Origin of the sequence: Streptomyces sp. CB02923 (assembly GCF_001905005.1) — a bacterium.
Taxonomy (GTDB): Bacteria; Actinomycetota; Actinomycetes; order Streptomycetales; family Streptomycetaceae; genus Streptomyces.
Genome location: NZ_LWKZ01000001.1, coordinates 1,122,426 through 1,140,739, shown reverse-complemented (window position 1 = coordinate 1,140,739; position 18,314 = coordinate 1,122,426). Strand labels below are relative to the sequence as shown.

The following is an 18,314-nucleotide window of genomic DNA, read 5'->3' as shown; positions in this document are numbered from 1 at the left end:
GGGGTGTCCGTCCGGGGCCGGCAGGCAGCGCCCTGGCGGGGTCCGGTGGTGGCCCGCTGGGTCCGGCGGCGGCCCGTAACAGGGGGAGCGGGCCGCCGCCTTTCCTCTCGGCGGGGACGGCCGACGGCCGCCGGGGCGGAATCCGGCGGGGGTGGGGAGTCGGCCGCCTGGTGAAGGACGCTAAACCTCGGCGGCACGGAAAGGCGGCCGGTTGCCGGGTATTGCGCGTTTTCGGCCCGGTGGTGGATGCGGATGTCCGAGCCCGAACGCCTTGGCGACGTGCTGAGCACGGACTTTGACCGGGGCTCCGGGAGAGGCATACCTAAGTGAGAAGTGCTGATATGCGAGGGCTACGATCCACCACTATGGACGTAGTAACCAAGGTCTTCGTGGGCCTGCACATCATCGGCATCGCCTCGCTGCTCGGTGGCTTCCTGACCCAGATGAAGCCGATGAGCGCGGGCGCCGCCCGCTTCACGCCGGCCATGCTGCACGGCGCGCTGACGATGCTGGTGACCGGCGTCGCCCTGGTCGGCCTCAACCAGGCCCAGGACCACTCGCTCGACAACGTCAAGCTGGGCGTCAAGCTGGCCGTACTGGTGGTGATCCTGGGCCTGGTCTACGTGAAGCGCGACGAGGAGAAGGTGGAGAAGCCGCTCTTCCTGGCCGTCGGGGTGCTGACGGTGGTCAACATCTTCATCGCCCTGCTGTGGACGTGAGCGGCGGGACGCATCGAGACGAGGCCGCGAGGGCGCATCGAGAGGAGGCCGCGGGGCACCTGCCCCGCGGCCTCCTCTCATGTGGCCGGCATCAGAGCCACATCTGATCGCTTCAGGCCCACTTCAGGCCCGCATCAAGCGGGCCGTACGCTCCCGTAGATCGGCATGTAGTAGATCGACTCGATCCGTACGCTCGCGCCGGGCTTCGGGGCGTGGATCATCTTGCCGTCGCCGATGTACATACCGACATGGCTGATGTCGTCGTAGAAGAACACCAGGTCACCCGGCTTCAGGTCCTTGGTCGCCACCCGGTCGCCGGTTTTGACCTGGTCCCAGGTGGTGCGCGGCAGGGAGACGCCCGCCGACTTCCAGGCCGCCTGGGTCAGGCCGGAGCAGTCGTACGAGTTCGGGCCGGTCGCGCCCCAGACGTACGGCTTGCCCATCTGCGCGCGGGCGAACGCGAGGGCCTTGGCGGCCTTGGTCGCGTACGAACCGTCGTCGGCCTGCCCGCCGCCGGAACCCCCGCCCGAGCCGCCGTCCGGTGACCCGGAGCCGGTGCCCTGGCCCGGGGTGTCGTGCTGCTTGCCGTCCTCCCGCTCCTTGCGCTCCTTCTCGGCCTGCTTGCGCGCCAGCTCCTCGGCCTTGCGCTTGGCCTCGGCCTCCTTCTTGCGCTCCAGCTCCGCCAGCCGCGCCTTCTCCTGGGCGGTCAGCCGGGACAGCAGCTGCCGGGCCTCGGCCAGCTTGCCCTGGACGGACCTCTTGGACTCCTTCAGGGACGCCTGCGTCTCGGTGAGCCGCTCCAGGCTCCGCGACGCCTCGGCACGCTGCCGTACGGCCGTGGCCTGCTGCTCCTGGTAGTCGGTGACGGCCTGCTTCTGCTTGCCGGACAGCCGGTCCATGAGGTGGCTCCGGTCGACGAACTGCTGCGGGTTCCGGGCCAGGAGCAGCTGCGCGGTCGGGTTCATGCCGCCGCTGCGGTACTGCGCCGAGGCCAGGGAGCCCAGCTCGCGCCGGGCGTCGTTCATCGCCTGGGTGCGCCGGGCGGTGTCGTCCAGGAGGCGGTCGACGGTGCTGCGCTGTTCGTCGGCCTGCTCCTTGGCGCCGTTGTACTGCTGCGTGGCCACTTCGGCCTGGCGGTAGAGGTCGTCGACCTTCTCCTTGACCTCTTCGATGCTCTGCTGCGGCTGCCTCGGCGCTGCCTGAGCGGTCTGCGACAGCAGGGTGACGGAGGCGAGGGCGGCGGTGGTGAGCCCGGCGGCCGTACGGCGGCTTCCGGGGGAGGTGAGTATGCGGGTGCGCGGCTTGCGGTGCGACGCCAAGGCCGGCGACTCCTTCCGTGGACCGCCTACCGGGTTAGCTGTCGGGTTCGGGCATGACGGAAGGCTTGCCCTACGGCCAGTGCGGCTGCGGGAGGGGTCCTGGAGGCTCCTGCCCCGAGGCATCTCCCGCCGTGTGCCGTACCGGCCGATTCACCCCGGTGGTACGTGTGGGTCCCCGGCTCCGGATGCCTGGTGGCAGGGCCGGACTCGGCGGGGGCGGCCCGTGCGGACGCTGTCGGCCGCGGGGACGCGGGCTGCCCGAGCGAGCACGGTAGCCAACCCGTGTGGCCCCTGTGAAGGCTGATGTTCGATTTGCCCGAAACCTTTTCGTTATCTGGTCGCGTCCGGGGCGTGTCCTGGCTCACTTCTGTCCGTACGGGAACAGGTGTGGCCGTATCTGTCCGTGCGGGAACAGGTGTGGCCGTAGCGATCGCCTCGTGCCGCCTCGCGGGACGCGTGCTAGCTCACACGGCCGGATTTCGCGGTACGGGCCGGGCTGTCAGTGCGGCGGCCTAGACTCGGTGGGCGATGAGCAGCCTCTTTGACGACAGCTTCCTGGCGGACCTCGAACCCACCGGCGAGGGGCCCCCGCCGCCTCCCGAGGACGAGAACGGTCCGGCACAGGAGGAGATCCCGGCCGACCTGTTCGGCGGGCGCTTCGACGTGCCGGGCGGCCTCCCGCACGCCGTGGGTCCGGGCCGCGACCCGTACTACCGCGACGGCGCCGCCCGCCCCGCGGTGGATCCGGCCGCCCTCCTGGAGGGACTCAACGACCAACAGAAGGCCGCCGTGGCGCATACGGGCGGCCCGCTGCTCATCGTCGCGGGCGCCGGCTCCGGCAAGACCCGCGTCCTGACGCACCGCATCGCGCATCTGCTCGGCGCGCACCGGGCGCACCCGGGCGAAATCCTCGCGATCACCTTCACCAACAAGGCCGCGGGCGAGATGAAGGAGCGCGTCGAGGAGCTGGTCGGCCCCCGGGCGAACGCGATGTGGGTCTCCACCTTCCACAGCGCGTGCGTGCGCATCCTGCGCCGCGAGTCCAAGAAGCTCGGCTTCACGTCGTCCTTCTCGATCTACGACGCGGCCGACTCCAAGCGCCTGATGGCCCTGGTCTGCCGGGACCTGGACCTCGACCCCAAGCGCTTCCCGCCCAAGTCCTTCAGCGCCAAGGTCTCCAACCTCAAGAACGAGCTCATCGACGAGGAGACCTTCGCCGACCAGGCGGCCGACGGCTTTGAGAAGTCGGTGGCAGAGGCGTACCGGATGTACCAGGCCCGGCTGCGCGAGGCCAACGCCCTGGACTTCGACGACATCATCATGACCACGGTCAACCTCCTCCAGGCGTTCCCGGATGTCGCCGACCACTACCGCCGCCGCTTCCGGCACGTCCTCGTGGACGAGTACCAGGACACCAACCACGCCCAGTACACGCTGGTACGGGAGCTGGTGGGGCCGGCCGAGACCGCCGGCGAGCTGTGCGTGGTCGGTGACGCCGACCAGTCGATCTACGCGTTCCGCGGCGCCACGATCCGTAACATCCTCCAGTTCGAGGAGGACTATCCGGACGCCACGACGATCATGCTGGAGCAGAACTACCGCTCCTCCCAGACGATCCTCAGCGCCGCCAACGCCGTCATCGAGCGCAACGAGAACCGCCGCCCCAAGAACCTGTGGACGGACGCCGGCGAAGGCCCCCGCATCACCGGCTACGTCGCCGACACCGAGCACGACGAGGCCCAGTTCGTCGCCGACGAGATCGACCGGCTGACGGACGCGGGCGACGCCAAGGCGGGCGACGTCGCGGTCTTCTACCGCACCAACGCGCAGTCCCGCGTCTTCGAAGAGATCTTCATCCGGGTCGGCCTGCCCTACAAGGTCGTCGGCGGCGTGCGCTTCTACGAGCGCAAGGAGGTCCGCGACGTCCTCGCGTACCTGCGCGTCCTCAGCAACCCCGAGGACACCGTCCCGCTGCGCCGCATTCTGAACGTGCCCAAGCGCGGCATCGGCGACCGCGCCGAAGCCATGATCGACGCGCTGTCCGCCCGCGAGAAGATCACCTTCCCGCAGGCGCTGCGCCGGGTCGACGAGGCGTACGGCATGGCTGCCCGCTCCGCCAACGCCGTCAAGCGCTTCAACACGCTCATGGAGGAGCTGCGCACCATCGTCGAGTCCGGCGCGGGCCCCGCCACCGTCCTGGAAGCGGTGCTGGAGCGTACGGGCTACCTCGCCGAGCTGCAGGCCTCCACCGACCCGCAGGACGAGACCCGCATCGAGAACCTCCAGGAACTGGCCGCCGTCGCCCTGGAATTCGAGCAGGACCGCGGCGAGGAGAACCCGGGCACCCTCTCCGACTTCCTGGAGCAGGTCGCGCTGGTCGCCGACTCCGACCAGATCCCCGACGAGGACGAGGACGGCTCCGGCGTCATCACCCTCATGACGCTGCACACCGCCAAGGGCCTGGAGTTCCCCACCGTCTTCCTGACCGGCATGGAGGACGGCGTCTTCCCGCACATGCGCGCCCTCGGCCAGACCAAGGAGCTGGAGGAGGAGCGGCGCCTGGCGTACGTCGGCATCACCCGCGCCCGCGAGCGGCTCTACATCACCCGCTCGACGATGCGCAGCGCCTGGGGCCAGCCGTCGTACAACCCGCCGTCCCGCTTCCTGGAGGAGATCCCGGAGCAGTACGTGGACTGGCGGCGCACCGGCCCCGCGACGCCCTCCGCCTCGATGGGCGCACTGTCGGGCTCGGGCGGCGGGGGCTTCGGCTCCGGACTGTCCTCGTCGCGTACGAAGGCGGGGCCGAGCGGCTTCGCGACCCGGCGCGCCAAGGACCGCGAAGTGGTCGCGCTGGCGGTCGGCGACCGTGTCACGCACGACAGCTTCGGGCTGGGCTCGGTCGTCGCGGTCAAGGGCAGCGGGGACAACGCGGAGGCGACGATCGACTTCGGCGGCGAGAAGCCGAAGCGGCTGCTGCTGCGGTACGCGCCGGTGGAGAAGCTCTGACGGGGCGGCGCTGAACGGTGCTGATCGGCGCCGAACGGTGCTGATCGGCGCTGATCGGCGCCGCACCGAAGCCGTCCGGCGCCTGGAGCGCCGGACGGCTTCGGTTTGCGTGCTGCGAGTGCGGCCTTTGCGCGCCGCTGGGCCGGTCAGTTCGGGTTGCCGGTCAGTTCGGGTTGAGGCCGTGGCCGCGCAGCCACGGCAGCGGGTCGACGGCCGAGCTGCCGCCGGGGCGTACCTCGAAGTGCAGATGCGGTCCGGTGGAGTTGCCGGAGCTGCCCGAGTAGGCGATCTGGTCACCGGCCTTGACCGTTCCTGACCGGATTTTGGTGCTGCTCAGATGGCAGTACCAGGTCTCGGTGCCGTCGGAAGCGGTCACGATCGCCATGTTGCCGTAGGCGGAGTTGTACTGGGTGCGCACGGTGCCGTCCGTGGCCGCCATGACGGGCGTGCCGTAGCCGACCGGGAAGTCGATGCCGGTGTGCACGGACATCCAGTTGACGCCCGCCTGCCCGTACAGCGCGCTCAGGCCGTGCTGCGCGACCGGCAGCGCGAACTTGGGGCGCAGGGCCTCCTTGCGCGCCGCCTCCTCGATCTTGCGCTTCTTCTCGGCGATCTGCCGGGCCTTGAGGTCGATGCGCTCCTGTGTACGGCTGGCCCGGTCGGCGAAGTCGTCGGCGCCCGCGCTCAGGCTGGCGAGCTGGGTGTCGAGCTTGTTGTTGGCCGCGGCCGGCTGCACGGTCCCGGGGTCTCCCGCGGCCTGGGTCGTCGTGTTGTCCTTGGCGCCGTTCTCGGCACCGCTGGTGACGGAGGCGGCGGCCACGGCGCACACGCCCATCGCGGCGACCGAGGGCACCGCGACGGTCAGCAGCGCGGAGCGCTTCGCGGTGCGGCGGCGGCCGCGGCCGGACGAACCGCCGCCCTGCGCCGCCCGGCGTGAACGGGAGGGGCGTGCGGCGGGCGCGGAGCCGGCGGCGGAGCTGCCGTCGGGCGTGATGTCGACGGCGTCCGGGGCGATGCCGTCCAGGCCGTCGAAGCCATCGGGACCGTCGAAGCCTTCGGAGCCGTTGAAGCCTTCGGGGCCGCCGGGCTCGCCGATTCCGCCGGGCTCGCCGGGCCTGGCGGGTCCGGCGAAGCCTTCGGGGCCGTGGAAACCGTCGGCGCCGTCGAAGTCGGGGCCGATGGCCGGGGTGGTCTGGGTGAGGGCCTCGGCGATGGCGGTTGCGCCGGGCTCCGCGGCGAATCGGTTGTCCGCCGTATCCGTGCCAGGAAACGCTTCGTACTCGCCGTAAGCGGACTCGTACTGATCGTTTGCGGTCGGGTTCGGGTATGGGCCGGAAGCGTAGGGTTGCCCGGTTTTATGCGGCTCGCTCCCGTACTGCCCCAGCCCTGGGCCGCCCGCCCAAGTCATGGTCTCCCACTGGGAACTGGCGTCGGCGTCGTACGGGTAGCCCGCCTGCGGTGGCGGGCCCGCCTGGGCCGGGATGCCGGTGACCAGGTCCTGCCCGACGGCGCCCCAGACCGCGGTGGCCTCGTAGGCATCCGGACCGGCCGGAGTCCCCGTTTGGTAGCCGCCGGTGTCGTACGCGGTGTGGGCGTACGGGTCGTAGGCCGTGGGGTGCGCAGCGGGGTACGCGGCGGAGTGGGTACCCGCACCGTCGCCGTAGCCGCCGTCATAGGCACCGGTGGCATATGCGGCGTACGCGTCGGTTCCGTATGCGGTGGTGTCGTACGCGGCTGTGCCGTACGGGGTGGTGCCGTATGCGGTGGTGTCGTACGGCGCGGCGTCGTGCGCGCCGGTGGCCTGGTGGCCGGGGAACACGCCGAAGTACGGATCGCCGCCACCGTATGCGGCGTGGCCGACCTGGGTGTCCTGGTATCCGTAGGACTCGTAGGCCGGATAGTGCGCATACGAGGCGTCGGGAGAGGGGACAGCCGGAGCGGGGGACTCCGGCGAGTGACGGTCGTTCACCACCACTTCTCTTTCGCCTCGGCAGCAGGAGAATTAGCGGCGACTGTACCCGGCAGTACGCGACGGCGACAATCTTCGGCAGGTTTCGGGCTTCTCGGTACCGGGCATTTGGCCGCCTTTCGGCGGAGAGTATGCGCGTTCTTGGCGCCGCGTTCGATGTGCGTTCGAGGTGAACGGGGGTGCGGAAGTGCGCACGCGAGCGGAAGTGCGCACGCGCAGATCGAATGGCGGGCACGGCGGAGCTCAGGTCACGGAACCCGTAAAGGTCAGGCCACCGATGCCGTGCTCGCGCTGCCCTGCGTCTCCTCCTCGGCGCCGAGCGCCTCCCGTATTCCGGCCGCGACCGCGCCGTTGACCGGGAGAGCGAGATGACCGACCCCGGATACCCGCACGCTACGGGTGATCAAATCCCGGTGATCGATACGCGCGGTCTCGACCGGGACCATCAGCTGGTCCAAGTCGCTCCAGAAGCAGACGAAATGCGTCCGGCAATTCGGGGCGGGCCGCGCCAACTCCACGATCACGTCGGAATGCGGGCGCATCTGCCGTACGAGCGGATGGGCCGACATCAGCGGCGCCACCCGGGTGCCGCCGTGCGGCGTGCCGAGGGTCACCAGGGTGCGCACGCGGAGGTCGCCGCCGAGACACTGGGTGTAGTAGCGGGCGATCAGGCCGCCGAGGCTGTGCCCCACCAGGTCGACCCTGCTGTGGCCGGTGCGCTCGCAGATCTGCTCGACATGGCGGCCCAGGAGCTCGGCGGCCTTGCGGAGGTCGCAGGTGAGGGGGGAGTAGTTGAGCGCTTCCACGTGCCGCCAGCCGTGCCGCAGCAGTGAGCGGCGCAGCAGTACGAAGACGGAGCGGTTGTCGATGAAGCCGTGCAGCAGGAGGACCGGAGGGTGGCCCCGGCCTTCCGTGGGCAGCAAGGTCGGCCTTGTGGAGGGTGTGGAAGGCGCGGAGGGCGCGGAAGGGGCGGAGGCGGTGGTGACGGTGTCGCCGTCGGTGTTCGGGGTGGCGGTGTCTGCGTCGGTGGCCGGGGTGGCGGCGTCGCCGCCGCGGCCGGTGCCGGACGTCGGGCCGCCGTCCTGTCCTGTGCCCGGAATGCCGGGAAGGGCTCTGGGCTGCTCCTGCTGGATGCCGGTCGGGTACAGCAGAAGGTGCCCGACGAGGATGGCCAGCTCGATCACCGTCGCGCGCAGCAGCGCGGAGGGGCGGGCCAGACAGCAGAGAAAGGGCAAGGCCTTCATGGCCGACCTCCCGAATGGCACGCGGGAGACGACTCTGTCCCCCGTGTGCCCTCATGGGCAGCCGTTTCCGGCAACGTACAAGTACGTGAACGAGCTGCTGCCCGGTCGTACGGATACGAAGACGGATGCGTTCAACGGCCGGACCTCCGTGCCGCGCGGCTGACGGCGCGGAGGTGCGGCGACCTCACTGCGGCTCCCCGTGCGTCCGTCCCGCTCATGAAGTGACGCGGAACGCAACGCGTAGCGAACGTGTCCCAATGTGTGATTTCCCCCTCCCTCAGTGTTACGAAACGGCTGGGTACGGGATGCTGGCGATAACGTTCGTTCACGCTTGGGGCGGCCGCCGCGGCCGCCATTCTGATGTCGGTCCGGCGGTCCTGCCCCGTGCAGGTGCCGTGTCGTGCCGTGCAGGGCTGGGAGGCAGTGATGGGTGTGCAGGGTCCGATCCGCGTGGTGGTGGCCAAGCCGGGGCTCGACGGTCACGACCGGGGAGCCAAGGTCATCGCGCGGGCGCTGCGCGACGCCGGCATGGAGGTCATCTACACGGGGCTGCACCAGACCCCGGAGCAGGTCGTGGACACCGCGATCCAGGAGGACGCCGACGCGATCGGCCTGTCCATCCTGTCCGGGGCGCACAACACCTTGTTCGCCAAGGTCATAGAGCTGCTCAAGGAGCGGGACGCGGCGGACATCAAGGTGTTCGGCGGCGGCATCATCCCGGAGGCGGACATCGCGCCCCTCAAGGAGCTGGGCGTCGCGGAGATCTTCACGCCCGGGGCGACGACCTCGTCGATCGTGGAGTGGGTCCGCGCCAACGTCCGCCAGCTGGCGGCCTGAGGACACGGCAGCACGGCGGCACGGCGGCCGGGTTGGACCGGCGGCCGTGCGGAGCGGTGGCGTGGGGGCCATGCGGAGCGGTGGCGCGGCAGCCGGGCGGAGCAGCCCGTGGTTACGGTTCACGGGGCCAGCTCCGCCCGCATCGTGGCGCGCAGCCGTAGCGTGCTCACCAGGCGCTGGAACGCTTCGGACCAGTAGCCGACCGCGCCGGGCGAGCCGTCCGCAGGCTCGTCCGGTGTCGCCGTGAGCATGGCGAGCCGGTCCGCCGCGTCCGGGTCGAGACACCGCTCGGCCAGGCCCATCACGCCGCTGAAGCTCCACGGATAACTGCCCGCGTCCCGGGCGATGTCCAGTGCGTCGACCACCGCACGGCCCAGCGGCTCGGACCACGGCACCGCGCACACACCGAGCATCCGGAACGCGTCGGACAGCCCGTGGGCCGCTATGAACTCCGCGACCCACCGCGCGCGGGCGTCCTCGGGCAGCACCGTCAGAAGCCGGGCCAGATCACGCGACGAACCGGCTGGGCCGCCGGGGGCCGTGGTGCTGTTCGGGGCGGCCGCTCCGGTGGCGTACGGGGCGGCCGCTCCGGTGGCGTACGTGCCGGTGGCGTACGTGCCGGAGTCCTGTGGGACGGCAGCCGGGGTGCCGAGCAGGGCACGCGTCCACGCGACGTCCCGCTGGCGCACGGCGGCACGGCACCAGGCGTCGTGCAGCTCGGTGTGCCAGCCGTCGGCCACCGGCAGGGCGACGATCTCCGCCGGCTCCCGGCCGCCCAGCCACCCGCTCCAGCACTCCAGCGGGGCGGCCTCCAGCAGCTGGCTCAGCCACCAGGCCCGTTCGCCGCGGCCGGTCGGCGGCTTCGGCACCACCCCGTCGCGCTGCATCGCCGCGTCACACTCGCGCGGAGCGTCGACGACGAGCGTCCAGCCGCCGGAAGCCTCCGCGCCGGGTGCGTCTGTGCCCTTCTCCGTACCCTTCCCGTTGTTCTTGTCCGTACGGATTTCCGTATGGGCCTCCGTGTGGGCCTCCGTACGGGCGAGGGTGATGCAGGCGCGGGCCCGGTCCGCCATCCGCGCGGCCAGCGCGGTGCCCGGCAGGGCCGACAGCAATTCGGCGGCGGTGCCCCGGACGTTGCGGCTGCGGTCGGCCAGCGCCTCCTCCAGGAACGGCTCGTCGGCCACCGACAGACCCTCCCGCAGCGAGTCGAGGAACATCAGCCGGTCCTCGGCGCGCTCGGTCGCCCAGGTGGTGGCCAGGAGGGCCAGCCCGGCGGCCGGGTCACGGCGGCGCAGCGCCGCCAGCAGGGAGACCCGCTCCGCGAACAGTCCCTCCTCCCACAGAGCCCGTACGGCCTCCGGCTCGTCGGCGCCGGGCAGCGCGGCCGCGCTCCCGATGCCGCGCAGCGCGAACTTCCACTCGTCGTTGAGCCGCGCCAGCCACAGCGCCCGGGGCCCGGCGAAAGCGAGGGCGGCCGCGCGCAGATCCGTCCGCGCGCGGGCCGCGTCGAGCAGCGCGGGCAGCAGCGCCTCGGGGGCGCGGTAGCCGTGCCGGGCGGCGGCGGTGAGCCACTGGGGCAGCAACTCGGTCAGGTCGGGCGCCGTGCCGCGGCGGTGACCGCTGCCGGTGCCGTTCCGGTCGGCGAGCAGCAGCGCGAGCCGGCGCCGCGCGGCCGGCGGCAGCGGTGGGCGCGAGTCGGGCGGGGCCGGTACGGGCCGCTCGCGGGCGGGCGCGGGGCGCAGGGCGGCCCGGCGCCGGACCGTGCTCACGGCGGCCGCGTCCAGCAGGGCGGCCGGGGTGCTTCTGCCCTCGCGGGCGGTGACGGGCGGCGTGCGGCGTTCCGTACCGAGGAGGGCCGAACTCACCAGCTCCTCCCAGGAGGGCTCGGCGAGGGCGGCCGAGCCGAGGTGGCTTCCGGTGCTGTGCTTTTCGATCATGGTCTTCCCCCGGACGGTGATCGGATATCGGGCGAGTGGATGAGGGGGCGGATGGATGAATGGATGAGGGGGTGGGCGGGGGCCTTGCGGGTGGGCGTGGGCGGGTGTGGGCGAATGGGTTCGGCGCCGTCTGGGCTGCCAGGGTCGCCGGGGGCGCCGGGGCCGCCGGTGGTCACAGCGTTACCGGGGCCGGGTCCCAGGTGGTCAGGGGTACGAAGCCGCGGTGCCCGCATTCGCCGAAGACCGTGACCGGTTCGCCGCCGGATATGGCGGCCAGGCGCCACAGCCCCGCCCGCTCCGCGCAGCGCGGGTCCACGGGCAGCGCCGACTCCCCGTCGGCGTCCGCCAGTTGCCACGGCTCGCCGCCGCGGCCCGGTATCGGTACGACGTCCGTCAGCACCACCGGCCAGGCGTCCAGCCAGGGGTCGTCGCGCAGCGCGTCGCCGTACGCGGCCAGGGCGGCGTCGGTGCCCCCACCGGGCGGTGGACCGGTGACCGGGACCGGGTCGGCGTGCCGCGCGCCCAGGACGACGCGCAGCGGACGCGCGCCCGGGTAGTAGGCGAGGTCGGCATCCAGGACGAGTCCGCACGGCAGGGAGAGGTCCAGGGCGCGGTCGGGCCCGCTGAAGGAGAGATGCAGCGCCATGCGCCCGGTCCGCTCGCCGCGCAGCCACACCCGGCGGCTGGTCAGCACCCCTTCTTCGGTGTCCTGTTGGGCGAGGACCAGCCAGCGGTCGCGGACGGTGGCGGTGTCCGGACCGGCGAGGACATCCGCCGCGTCGGTGGTCAGCCCGACACGGGTGCGGACCGTCGAGGCCAGTGCGGGCGGCAGGCGGTCGATGCCCAGGAACGCCTGGTCGAGGAGGTGGATCAGGGAGCACTCGGCGAGGAGGCGGGACGGCCAGTCCGCCCCGGAGGCCGCGGCGGAGCCCAACTCCCGTACGCGCGCGGCCAGGCCTGGCGCCTGGGCGTCGACCATACGGGCCGCCGTCTCGTCCCAGGCGCCGTACCCCGCACGGTCGGCGGTGGCCAGGCCGGAGCGCAGCAGGTCCTCCAGCCGCTGCTCCAGCTCGCCGGCACCGGCGGCGATCCGCCGGGCGCGCAGCGCCGCACGCCGGCGCGCGGCCTCCGGACCGGCGGCCGGCGCTGAACCCGCCCGTGCTGCCGTCTCGTCGGCTTCGCCCGGAGCCTTCTTCTGCTCGCGCTGCCGACGGGCGGTGAGCCACTCCTCCACCCAGGCGGGAGGCGCTCCGCTGGTCACGGCCGCTTCCTCACCCGCCCACATGAGCAGCAGGCCCAGTGCGTGTTTGCACGGGAACTTGCGGCTCGGGCAACTGCACTTGAAGGCCGGTCCGGCCGTGTCCACGACGGTTTGGTACGGCTTGCTGCCGCTGCCCTTGCACAGGCCCCACACCGCGCTCCCCTGTGTGCCGGTCTCCGGCCACGAGCCCGGCGTCGCGAGCCTGCTGCCCGCCTTGCGTGACGGTGCGTCGGGCGCGAGCGCGAGCACGTGATCCGACGTCCAGCGTTCCCCCTGCGGATTCATGCTCCAAACGCTACGAGCACCCACTGACAATCGCCCCGCTGCCCGCCTCCGCAACCACCCGGCGGGTATCGGCCTCGCTGCTGAACTAGCAGGTCAGGGCCGGTTTTCCGGTGATTGTCAGTGGTGTGGTGCAGGGTTGTTCACGCAAGCGGCCGGCGGAGGCGGGGTACCGGCCGCAGACCTTGCGACGAGGGGGAAACCATGCCTGAGAACAACACCGCAGGCGACGCCGGCAGCACCGGTACGGGAACCGGAACCGGCGCCGACACCGGTACCGACACTGCTACCGATACCGGCGCCGCTACCAGCACCGGCTCCGGCGATTCCGCGCAGGTGCTGCGTCCCCATGCGGAGGACGCGTTCGCCGAGGAGCTGAAGGCGCTGGCGGCGGCCGACGACCGGCCGCGGCCGGAGCGCTGGCAGCTGTCGCCCTGGGCGGTGGCGACGTATCTGCTCGGCGGCAGCCTGCCGGACGGCACGCTCATCACGCCGAAGTACGTGGGCCCGCGCCGCATCATCGAGGTCGCGGTGACCACCCTCGCGACCGACCGCGCGCTGCTGCTGCTCGGCGTGCCCGGCACGGCCAAGACCTGGGTGTCGGAGCACCTGGCGGCGGCCGTCAGCGGCGACTCGACCCTGCTCGTGCAGGGCACGGCCGGCACCCCGGAAGAAGCCATCCGCTACGGCTGGAACTACGCGCAGCTGCTCGCCCACGGCCCGAGCCGCGACGCGCTGGTGCCCAGCCCGGTCATGCGGGCGATGGCCCAGGGCATGACCGCGCGGGTGGAGGAGCTGACCCGCATCCCGGCCGACGTGCAGGACACGCTCATCACCGTACTGTCGGAAAAGACGCTCCCCATCCCCGAGCTGGGCCAGGAGGTCCAGGCGGTGCGCGGCTTCAACCTGATCGCCACGGCCAACGACCGCGACCGCGGCGTCAACGAACTCTCCAGCGCCCTGCGCCGCCGCTTCAACACGGTCGTCCTGCCGCTGCCCGCGACGCCCGAGGAGGAGGTCGACATCGTCTCCCGGCGCGTCGACCAGCTCGGCCGCTCCCTGGACCTGCCGCCCGCCCCGGAAGGCACGGACGAGATCCGCCGTGTCGTCACGGTCTTCCGGGAGCTGCGGGACGGCGTCACCACCGACGGCCGCACCAAGGTCAAGTCCCCGTCGGGCACGCTGTCCACGGCCGAGGCCATCTCCGTGGTGACCAGCGGCCTGGCGCTGGCCGCGCACTTCGGTGACGGCGTACTCCGGTCCGGGGACGTGGCCGCGGGCATCCTCGGCGCGGTGATACGCGACCCGGCGGCCGACCGGGTCGTATGGCAGGAGTACCTGGAAACCGTGGTGCGCGAGCGCGACGGCTGGAAGGACTTCTACCGCGCCTGCCGTGAGGCCGGCGCATGAACGCCCGTGCGGACCAGCCGCTGCTGCTGGGGGTGCGGCACCACGGACCGGGCTCGGCGCGGGCGGTCCGGGCGGCCCTGGAGCACCACGAGCCGCGCGCCCTGCTGATCGAAGGGCCGCCGGAGGCGGACGCGTTGGTGGCCCTGGCCGCCGACGCGGCGATGCGGCCGCCGGTCGCGCTGCTCGCCCACGTCCCCGCCGACCCGGGGCGGGCCGCGTTCTGGCCGCTGGCGGAGTTCTCCCCGGAGTGGGTGGCGATCCGGTGGGCGCTGGCCCGCGACGTACCGGTGCGCTTCATCGACCTGCCCGCCGCGCACTCCCTGGCACTCGGCGGGGAGGGTGAGGACGCGGCGGTTCCCGAAGGGACGACGGCTCCCGACGGGCCAACGGCTCCCGAAGGGACGACGGCTCCCGACGGGCCAACGGCTCCCGGCAGTACGCCCGGCGCCGACCGGGCGGCGGAGGTGCGTATCGATCCCGTGGCGGTGCTCGCCGAAACCGCCGGGTACGACGATCCGGAGCGCTGGTGGGAGGACGTGATCGAGCACCGCGCCCACGGAAGGGGGAACGGGGGCGGGGCCGGGAGCGGAAACGGCAGCGAGGCCGGGAACGGGAGGGGGAACGGGGGCGGGAGTGCGGCGGGCGTCGATCCGCTCGTCGGACCACTCTCCGACCCGCTCTCCGATCCGCTCGCGCCGTTCGAGGCGCTGGCCGAGGCGATGGGGGCGCTGCGCGAGGCGTACGGCGTCGGCGGGCACGACCGCGACCTGGTGCGCGAGGCCCATATGCGGCTCCGGTTGCGTGAGGCGCGCCGGGAGTTCGGGGACGGCATCGCCGTGGTGTGCGGGGCGTGGCACGTTCCGGCGCTGGCCCGGCGCACGACCGTGACCGCCGACCGGCAGCTGCTCAAGGGCCTGCCGAAGGTGAAGCCCGAGGTGACGTGGGTCCCATGGACCCACCGCAGGCTCTCGCGCCGCAGCGGATACGGCGCTGGCATCTCCTCGCCCGGCTGGTACGGCCATCTCTTCAGCGCGCCCGACCGCCCCGTCGAACGCTGGATGACCAAGGTCGCCGGGCTGCTGCGCGAGGAGGACTACGCCGTCTCCTCCGCCCACGTCATCGAGGCCGTACGGCTCGCCGAGGCGCTGGCCGCGATGCGCGGCCGCCCGCTGGCCGGACTGGCCGAGGCCGGTGACGCGGTGCGCGCGGTGCTCGGCGACGGGTCCGACGCGCCGTCCGCCCTGATCCACGACCGCCTGGTGGTGGGCGACGTACTGGGGGAGGTGCCGGACAGCGCCCCGGCGGTGCCGCTCCAGCGGGACATCACCCGTAGCCAGCGGTCCCTGCGCCTCAAACCGGAGGCGGCGGAGCGCGAACTGGAGCTCGACCTCCGCAAGGAGACGGACGCCGGACGCAGCCGGCTGCTGCACCGGCTGCGGCTGCTCGGTGTGGCGTGGGGCGAACCCGTACGGACACGTTCGAGCACCGGCACGTTCCGGGAGAGCTGGCGGCTCCGGTGGGAGCCCGAGCTGTCCGTGCGGGCCGCGGAAGCCGGCATCTGGGGCACGACGGTCGAAGCGGCCGCGACCGCCAAGGCGGAGTCCGACGCGCTGGGCACCTCGGCCCTCGCGGACGTCACGGCACTGGCCGAGCGCTGTCTGCTCGCCGGGCTCCCCGGCGCCCTGCCCGTGGTCATGCGGGTGCTCACGGACCGGGCCGCACTGGACGCGGACGTGGGGCATCTCGCCCAGGCGCTGCCCGCGCTGGTGCGTTCGGTCCGTTACGGCGACGTACGCGGCACGGACGCCGCCGCACTCGGCGAGGTGGCCACCGGACTGGCCGAGCGCGTCCTCGTCGGCCTGCCGCCGGCCTGCACGGGCCTGGACGCGGACGGCGCCGCGGACATGCGCCAGCACCTGGACGCGGCCCACCACGCGGTCGCCCTCCTGGACGAGGGCCCGACGAGCACTCCGGCAGCCGGGCCCGACAGCGCAGCCGGGTCTGACATCGCGGCCGGGCCCGACATCGCGGCCGGGGCCGAAAGCGTGGTCGGGGCCGACATCGCGGCCCGGGGCGGGGGGCTGCGGGAGCGCTGGGCGGTGGTGCTGCGGAAGCTGGCCGGACGGGAGACGGTGCCCGGTCTGCTGCGGGGGCGTGCGGTCCGGCTGCTGCTCGACGACGGGCGGCTGACCGCGGGGGACGCGGAACGGCTGATGGGGCTGGCCCTGTCCCCGGGGACGCCGCCGGCCGAGGCGGCGGGCTGGATCGAGGGGTTCGCCGGTGGTGACTCCGGGGGACTGCTGCTGGTGCATGACGAGAGGCTGCTCGCCCTGGTGGACGGATGGCTGGCACATGTACCGGCGGACGCGTTCACGGACGTACTCCCGCTGCTGCGCCGGACCTTCGCGGAGTACGAAGCCGGAGTGCGGCGCACGCTGGGTGAGTTGATACGCCGCGGTACGACGGCCGGGGCCGGCGGTTCCGCCGCGGGGCAGGGTGCGGGGCAGGGCGCGGGCCACGGCGGCCAGGAAGCGGCGATACCGGGCTTCGGGCCCGGCCTGGACCGTGACCGGGCAGCGGCCGTGCTGCCGACCCTGCGCGTTCTGCTGGGGCTCCAGGAAGGCATGTCGGAGGGCATGCCGGTGGACCGTTCGGGTGACATGGGCCGAATGGGTGACGTGGACCGTACGGGTGGCATGGACCGAACGGGTGGCATGGGTGACGTGGGTGACATGGACCGCACGGACGGTGTGAGCGATGCGGGACAGCGTGGTGGGGAGCTGCTTGGTGGAGGGCAGCGTGGCGAGGGGCCGGGGGAACGGATGACGGGGGTGGCCGGATGAGTGAGGCGCAGGAACGGCTGCGGCGGTGGCGGCTGGTGCTGGGAGGGGACGGTGCCGACGGGACCGGCTGCGAGCTGCGGGGGCAGGACGCCGCCATGGACGGGGCGCTCAGCTCGCTCTACGGCCGCCGGCCGGACGGGGCCGGCAGCGGGGGATCGCGCACGGCAGGTCTGGGCGCCTCGGCGCCGAACGTGGCCCGCTGGCTGGGCGACATCCGTACGTACTTCCCCACTTCCGTCGTCCAGGTCATGCAGCGCGACGCGATCGAACGGCTCGGCCTGTCCGCGCTGCTGCTGGAGCCGGAGATGCTGGAGGCCGTCGAAGCCGACGTCCACCTGGTGGGGACCCTCCTCTCGCTCAACAAGGTCATGCCGGAGACGACGAAGGAGACCGCGCGGGCCGTGGTGCGCAAGGTCGTCGAGCAGCTGGAGAAACGGCTGTCGACGCGCACGCGCGCCACGCTGAGCGGCGCCCTGGACCGCTCGGCGCGCATCAGCCGCCCCCGGCACCGGGACATCGACTGGGACCGTACGATCCGCGCGAACCTCAAGAACTACCTGCCGGAACACCGCACGGTCGTCCCCGAGCGGCTGGTCGGCTACGGGCGGGCCGCACAGTCGGTGAAGAAGGACGTGGTGCTGTGCATCGACCAGTCCGGGTCGATGGCCGCCTCCGTCGTCTACGCCTCCGTGTTCGGCGCGGTGCTCGCCTCCATGCGGGCCATCGCGACCCGGCTCGTCGTCTTCGACACCGCGGTGGTCGACCTGACGGACGAGCTCGACGACCCGGTGGACGTACTCTTCGGCACCCAGCTGGGCGGCGGTACGGACATCAACCGTGCGCTCGCCTACTGCCAGTCGCAGATCACCCGGCCGGCGGACACCGTCGTCGTGCTGATCAGCGACCTCTACGAAGGCGGCATACGCGACGAGATGCTCAAACGCGTCGCGGCGATGAAGGCGGCCGGGGTGCAGTTCGTGACGCTGCTTGCGCTGTCGGACGAGGGGGCGCCCGCCTACGACCGGGAGCACGCGGCGGCTCTCGCGGCCCTCGGCGCACCGGCGTTCGCCTGTACGCCGGACCTCTTCCCGGAGGTGATGGCGGCCGCGATCGAGAAGCGGCCGCTGCCGATACCGGACATGACGGAGCAACGGTAACGAGAGCCTCGGGGGGCTTGCGTGGCCCCTGGCCTGTCGTGCAAGGATCAGCGCACCGATCGATCACCGCTCGATCACCGCTCAATCACCGATCGATCACCGCGATGCGCGTGACGCCGGTGTCCGAGGCCGGAAGGCCCTCGGATTCGTGCCTTGGTGCTTGCCTCGGTGCTTTCGTGCCACGGTCACCGTTCCGGTCGGCTGCGTCTGCCACCCGTTCTCATCCGTTCCGTCTGATCCATTTCGCTCCATCTGTTCCTGTCGGGGTTTCACGCCCCTTCACTGCTGCGAAGGGTTTGCCCGTGTCCGCTGTGCCGGTCCCGTCTGTCG

11 protein-coding genes and 1 riboswitch are annotated in these 18,314 nt (G+C 72.4%); of the genes, 6 read left to right on the top strand and 5 right to left on the bottom strand.

Annotated elements, in window-relative coordinates; genetic code table 11:
• Positions 1–365 precede the first annotated feature (365 nt).
• On the top strand, positions 366–719 hold the full coding sequence (locus A6A06_RS04875) for a hypothetical protein (protein ID WP_073759133.1): 354 nt from the start codon (positions 366–368) through the stop codon (positions 717–719).
• A 134-nt stretch (positions 720–853) separates the two neighbouring features.
• Here A6A06_RS04875 and A6A06_RS04870 read toward each other — a convergent pair whose 3' ends face one another.
• Positions 854–2,038 (bottom strand): C40 family peptidase, encoded by a 1,185-nt coding sequence (locus A6A06_RS04870; protein WP_073759131.1) that lies wholly within the window; start codon positions 2,036–2,038, stop codon positions 854–856.
• A gap of 8 nt (positions 2,039–2,046) precedes the next feature.
• A riboswitch (cyclic di-AMP (ydaO/yuaA leader) is annotated at positions 2,047–2,246 on the bottom strand.
• A gap of 320 nt (positions 2,247–2,566) precedes the next feature.
• Here A6A06_RS04870 and pcrA point away from each other — a divergent pair.
• Positions 2,567–5,044 (top strand): DNA helicase PcrA, encoded by a 2,478-nt coding sequence (gene pcrA / locus A6A06_RS04865; protein ID WP_073759129.1) that lies wholly within the window; start codon positions 2,567–2,569, stop codon positions 5,042–5,044.
• Positions 5,045–5,207: 163 nt separating this feature from the next.
• On the opposite strand, the gene A6A06_RS04860 is transcribed toward pcrA, so the two are convergent.
• Together A6A06_RS04860 and A6A06_RS04855 are read right to left on the bottom strand one after the other, a co-directional pair.
• Positions 5,208–7,013: a M23 family metallopeptidase gene (locus A6A06_RS04860; RefSeq protein WP_073759816.1), complete on the bottom strand. Its 1,806-nt coding sequence runs from the start codon at positions 7,011–7,013 to the stop codon at positions 5,208–5,210.
• A gap of 266 nt (positions 7,014–7,279) precedes the next feature.
• A complete protein-coding gene (locus tag A6A06_RS04855; RefSeq protein ID WP_073759127.1) occupies positions 7,280–8,257 on the bottom strand; it encodes an esterase/lipase family protein in 978 nt (325 codons plus the stop codon).
• A gap of 426 nt (positions 8,258–8,683) precedes the next feature.
• Here A6A06_RS04855 and A6A06_RS04850 point away from each other — a divergent pair, with 426 nt between their 5' ends.
• Complete coding sequence (locus tag A6A06_RS04850; RefSeq protein ID WP_073759125.1) at positions 8,684–9,094, top strand: cobalamin B12-binding domain-containing protein; 411 nt, start codon at positions 8,684–8,686, stop codon at positions 9,092–9,094.
• A gap of 119 nt (positions 9,095–9,213) precedes the next feature.
• Here the strand turns inward: A6A06_RS04850 and A6A06_RS04845 are convergent, their stop codons facing one another.
• Together A6A06_RS04845 and A6A06_RS04840 are read right to left on the bottom strand one after the other, a co-directional pair.
• Positions 9,214–11,031 carry a DUF5691 domain-containing protein gene (locus A6A06_RS04845; RefSeq protein WP_073759123.1) on the bottom strand — a complete coding sequence of 606 codons (1,818 nt, stop codon included), beginning with the start codon at positions 11,029–11,031 and terminating at the stop codon, positions 9,214–9,216.
• A 172-nt stretch (positions 11,032–11,203) separates the two neighbouring features.
• Complete coding sequence (locus A6A06_RS04840) at positions 11,204–12,577, bottom strand: SWIM zinc finger family protein (protein ID WP_073759121.1); 1,374 nt, start codon at positions 12,575–12,577, stop codon at positions 11,204–11,206.
• Positions 12,578–12,778: 201 nt separating this feature from the next.
• On the opposite strand from A6A06_RS04840, the gene A6A06_RS04835 reads away from it, so the two are divergent.
• The 3 genes from A6A06_RS04835 to A6A06_RS04825 are packed head-to-tail and all read left to right on the top strand — an operon-like array spanning position 12,779 to position 17,984.
• The gene (locus A6A06_RS04835) at positions 12,779–13,984 is read left to right on the top strand and encodes an ATP-binding protein (RefSeq protein ID WP_242440562.1); all 1,206 of its coding nucleotides are present in this window, start codon (positions 12,779–12,781) and stop codon (positions 13,982–13,984) included.
• Positions 13,981–16,827, top strand: coding sequence for a DUF5682 family protein (locus A6A06_RS04830; RefSeq protein WP_242440561.1), 2,847 nt, complete (start codon positions 13,981–13,983; stop codon positions 16,825–16,827). Before A6A06_RS04835 ends, A6A06_RS04830 begins: the two co-directional genes overlap by 4 nt.
• Positions 16,824–17,984 (top strand): VWA domain-containing protein, encoded by a 1,161-nt coding sequence (locus tag A6A06_RS04825; protein ID WP_073759119.1) that lies wholly within the window; start codon positions 16,824–16,826, stop codon positions 17,982–17,984. The genes A6A06_RS04830 and A6A06_RS04825 overlap by 4 nt, the downstream gene beginning before the upstream one ends.
• The last annotated feature ends 330 nt before the right edge of the window (positions 17,985–18,314 follow it).

Excerpts from the sequence above, each read along its gene's own strand:
- A6A06_RS04875 (WP_073759133.1), top strand. The coding sequence starts at position 366 with ATGGACGTAGTAACCAAGGTCTTCGTGGGCCTGCACATCATCGGCATC.
- pcrA (WP_073759129.1), top strand. The coding sequence starts at position 2,567 with ATGAGCAGCCTCTTTGACGACAGCTTCCTGGCGGACCTCGAACCCACC.
- A6A06_RS04855 (WP_073759127.1), bottom strand. The coding sequence starts at position 8,257 with ATGAAGGCCTTGCCCTTTCTCTGCTGTCTGGCCCGCCCCTCCGCGCTG.
- A6A06_RS04850 (WP_073759125.1), top strand. The coding sequence starts at position 8,684 with ATGGGTGTGCAGGGTCCGATCCGCGTGGTGGTGGCCAAGCCGGGGCTC.
- A6A06_RS04845 (WP_073759123.1), bottom strand. The coding sequence starts at position 11,031 with ATGATCGAAAAGCACAGCACCGGAAGCCACCTCGGCTCGGCCGCCCTC.
- A6A06_RS04840 (WP_073759121.1), bottom strand. The coding sequence starts at position 12,577 with ATGAATCCGCAGGGGGAACGCTGGACGTCGGATCACGTGCTCGCGCTC.
- A6A06_RS04835 (WP_242440562.1), top strand. The coding sequence starts at position 12,779 with ATGCCTGAGAACAACACCGCAGGCGACGCCGGCAGCACCGGTACGGGA.
- A6A06_RS04830 (WP_242440561.1), top strand. The coding sequence starts at position 13,981 with ATGAACGCCCGTGCGGACCAGCCGCTGCTGCTGGGGGTGCGGCACCAC.
- A6A06_RS04825 (WP_073759119.1), top strand. The coding sequence starts at position 16,824 with ATGAGTGAGGCGCAGGAACGGCTGCGGCGGTGGCGGCTGGTGCTGGGA.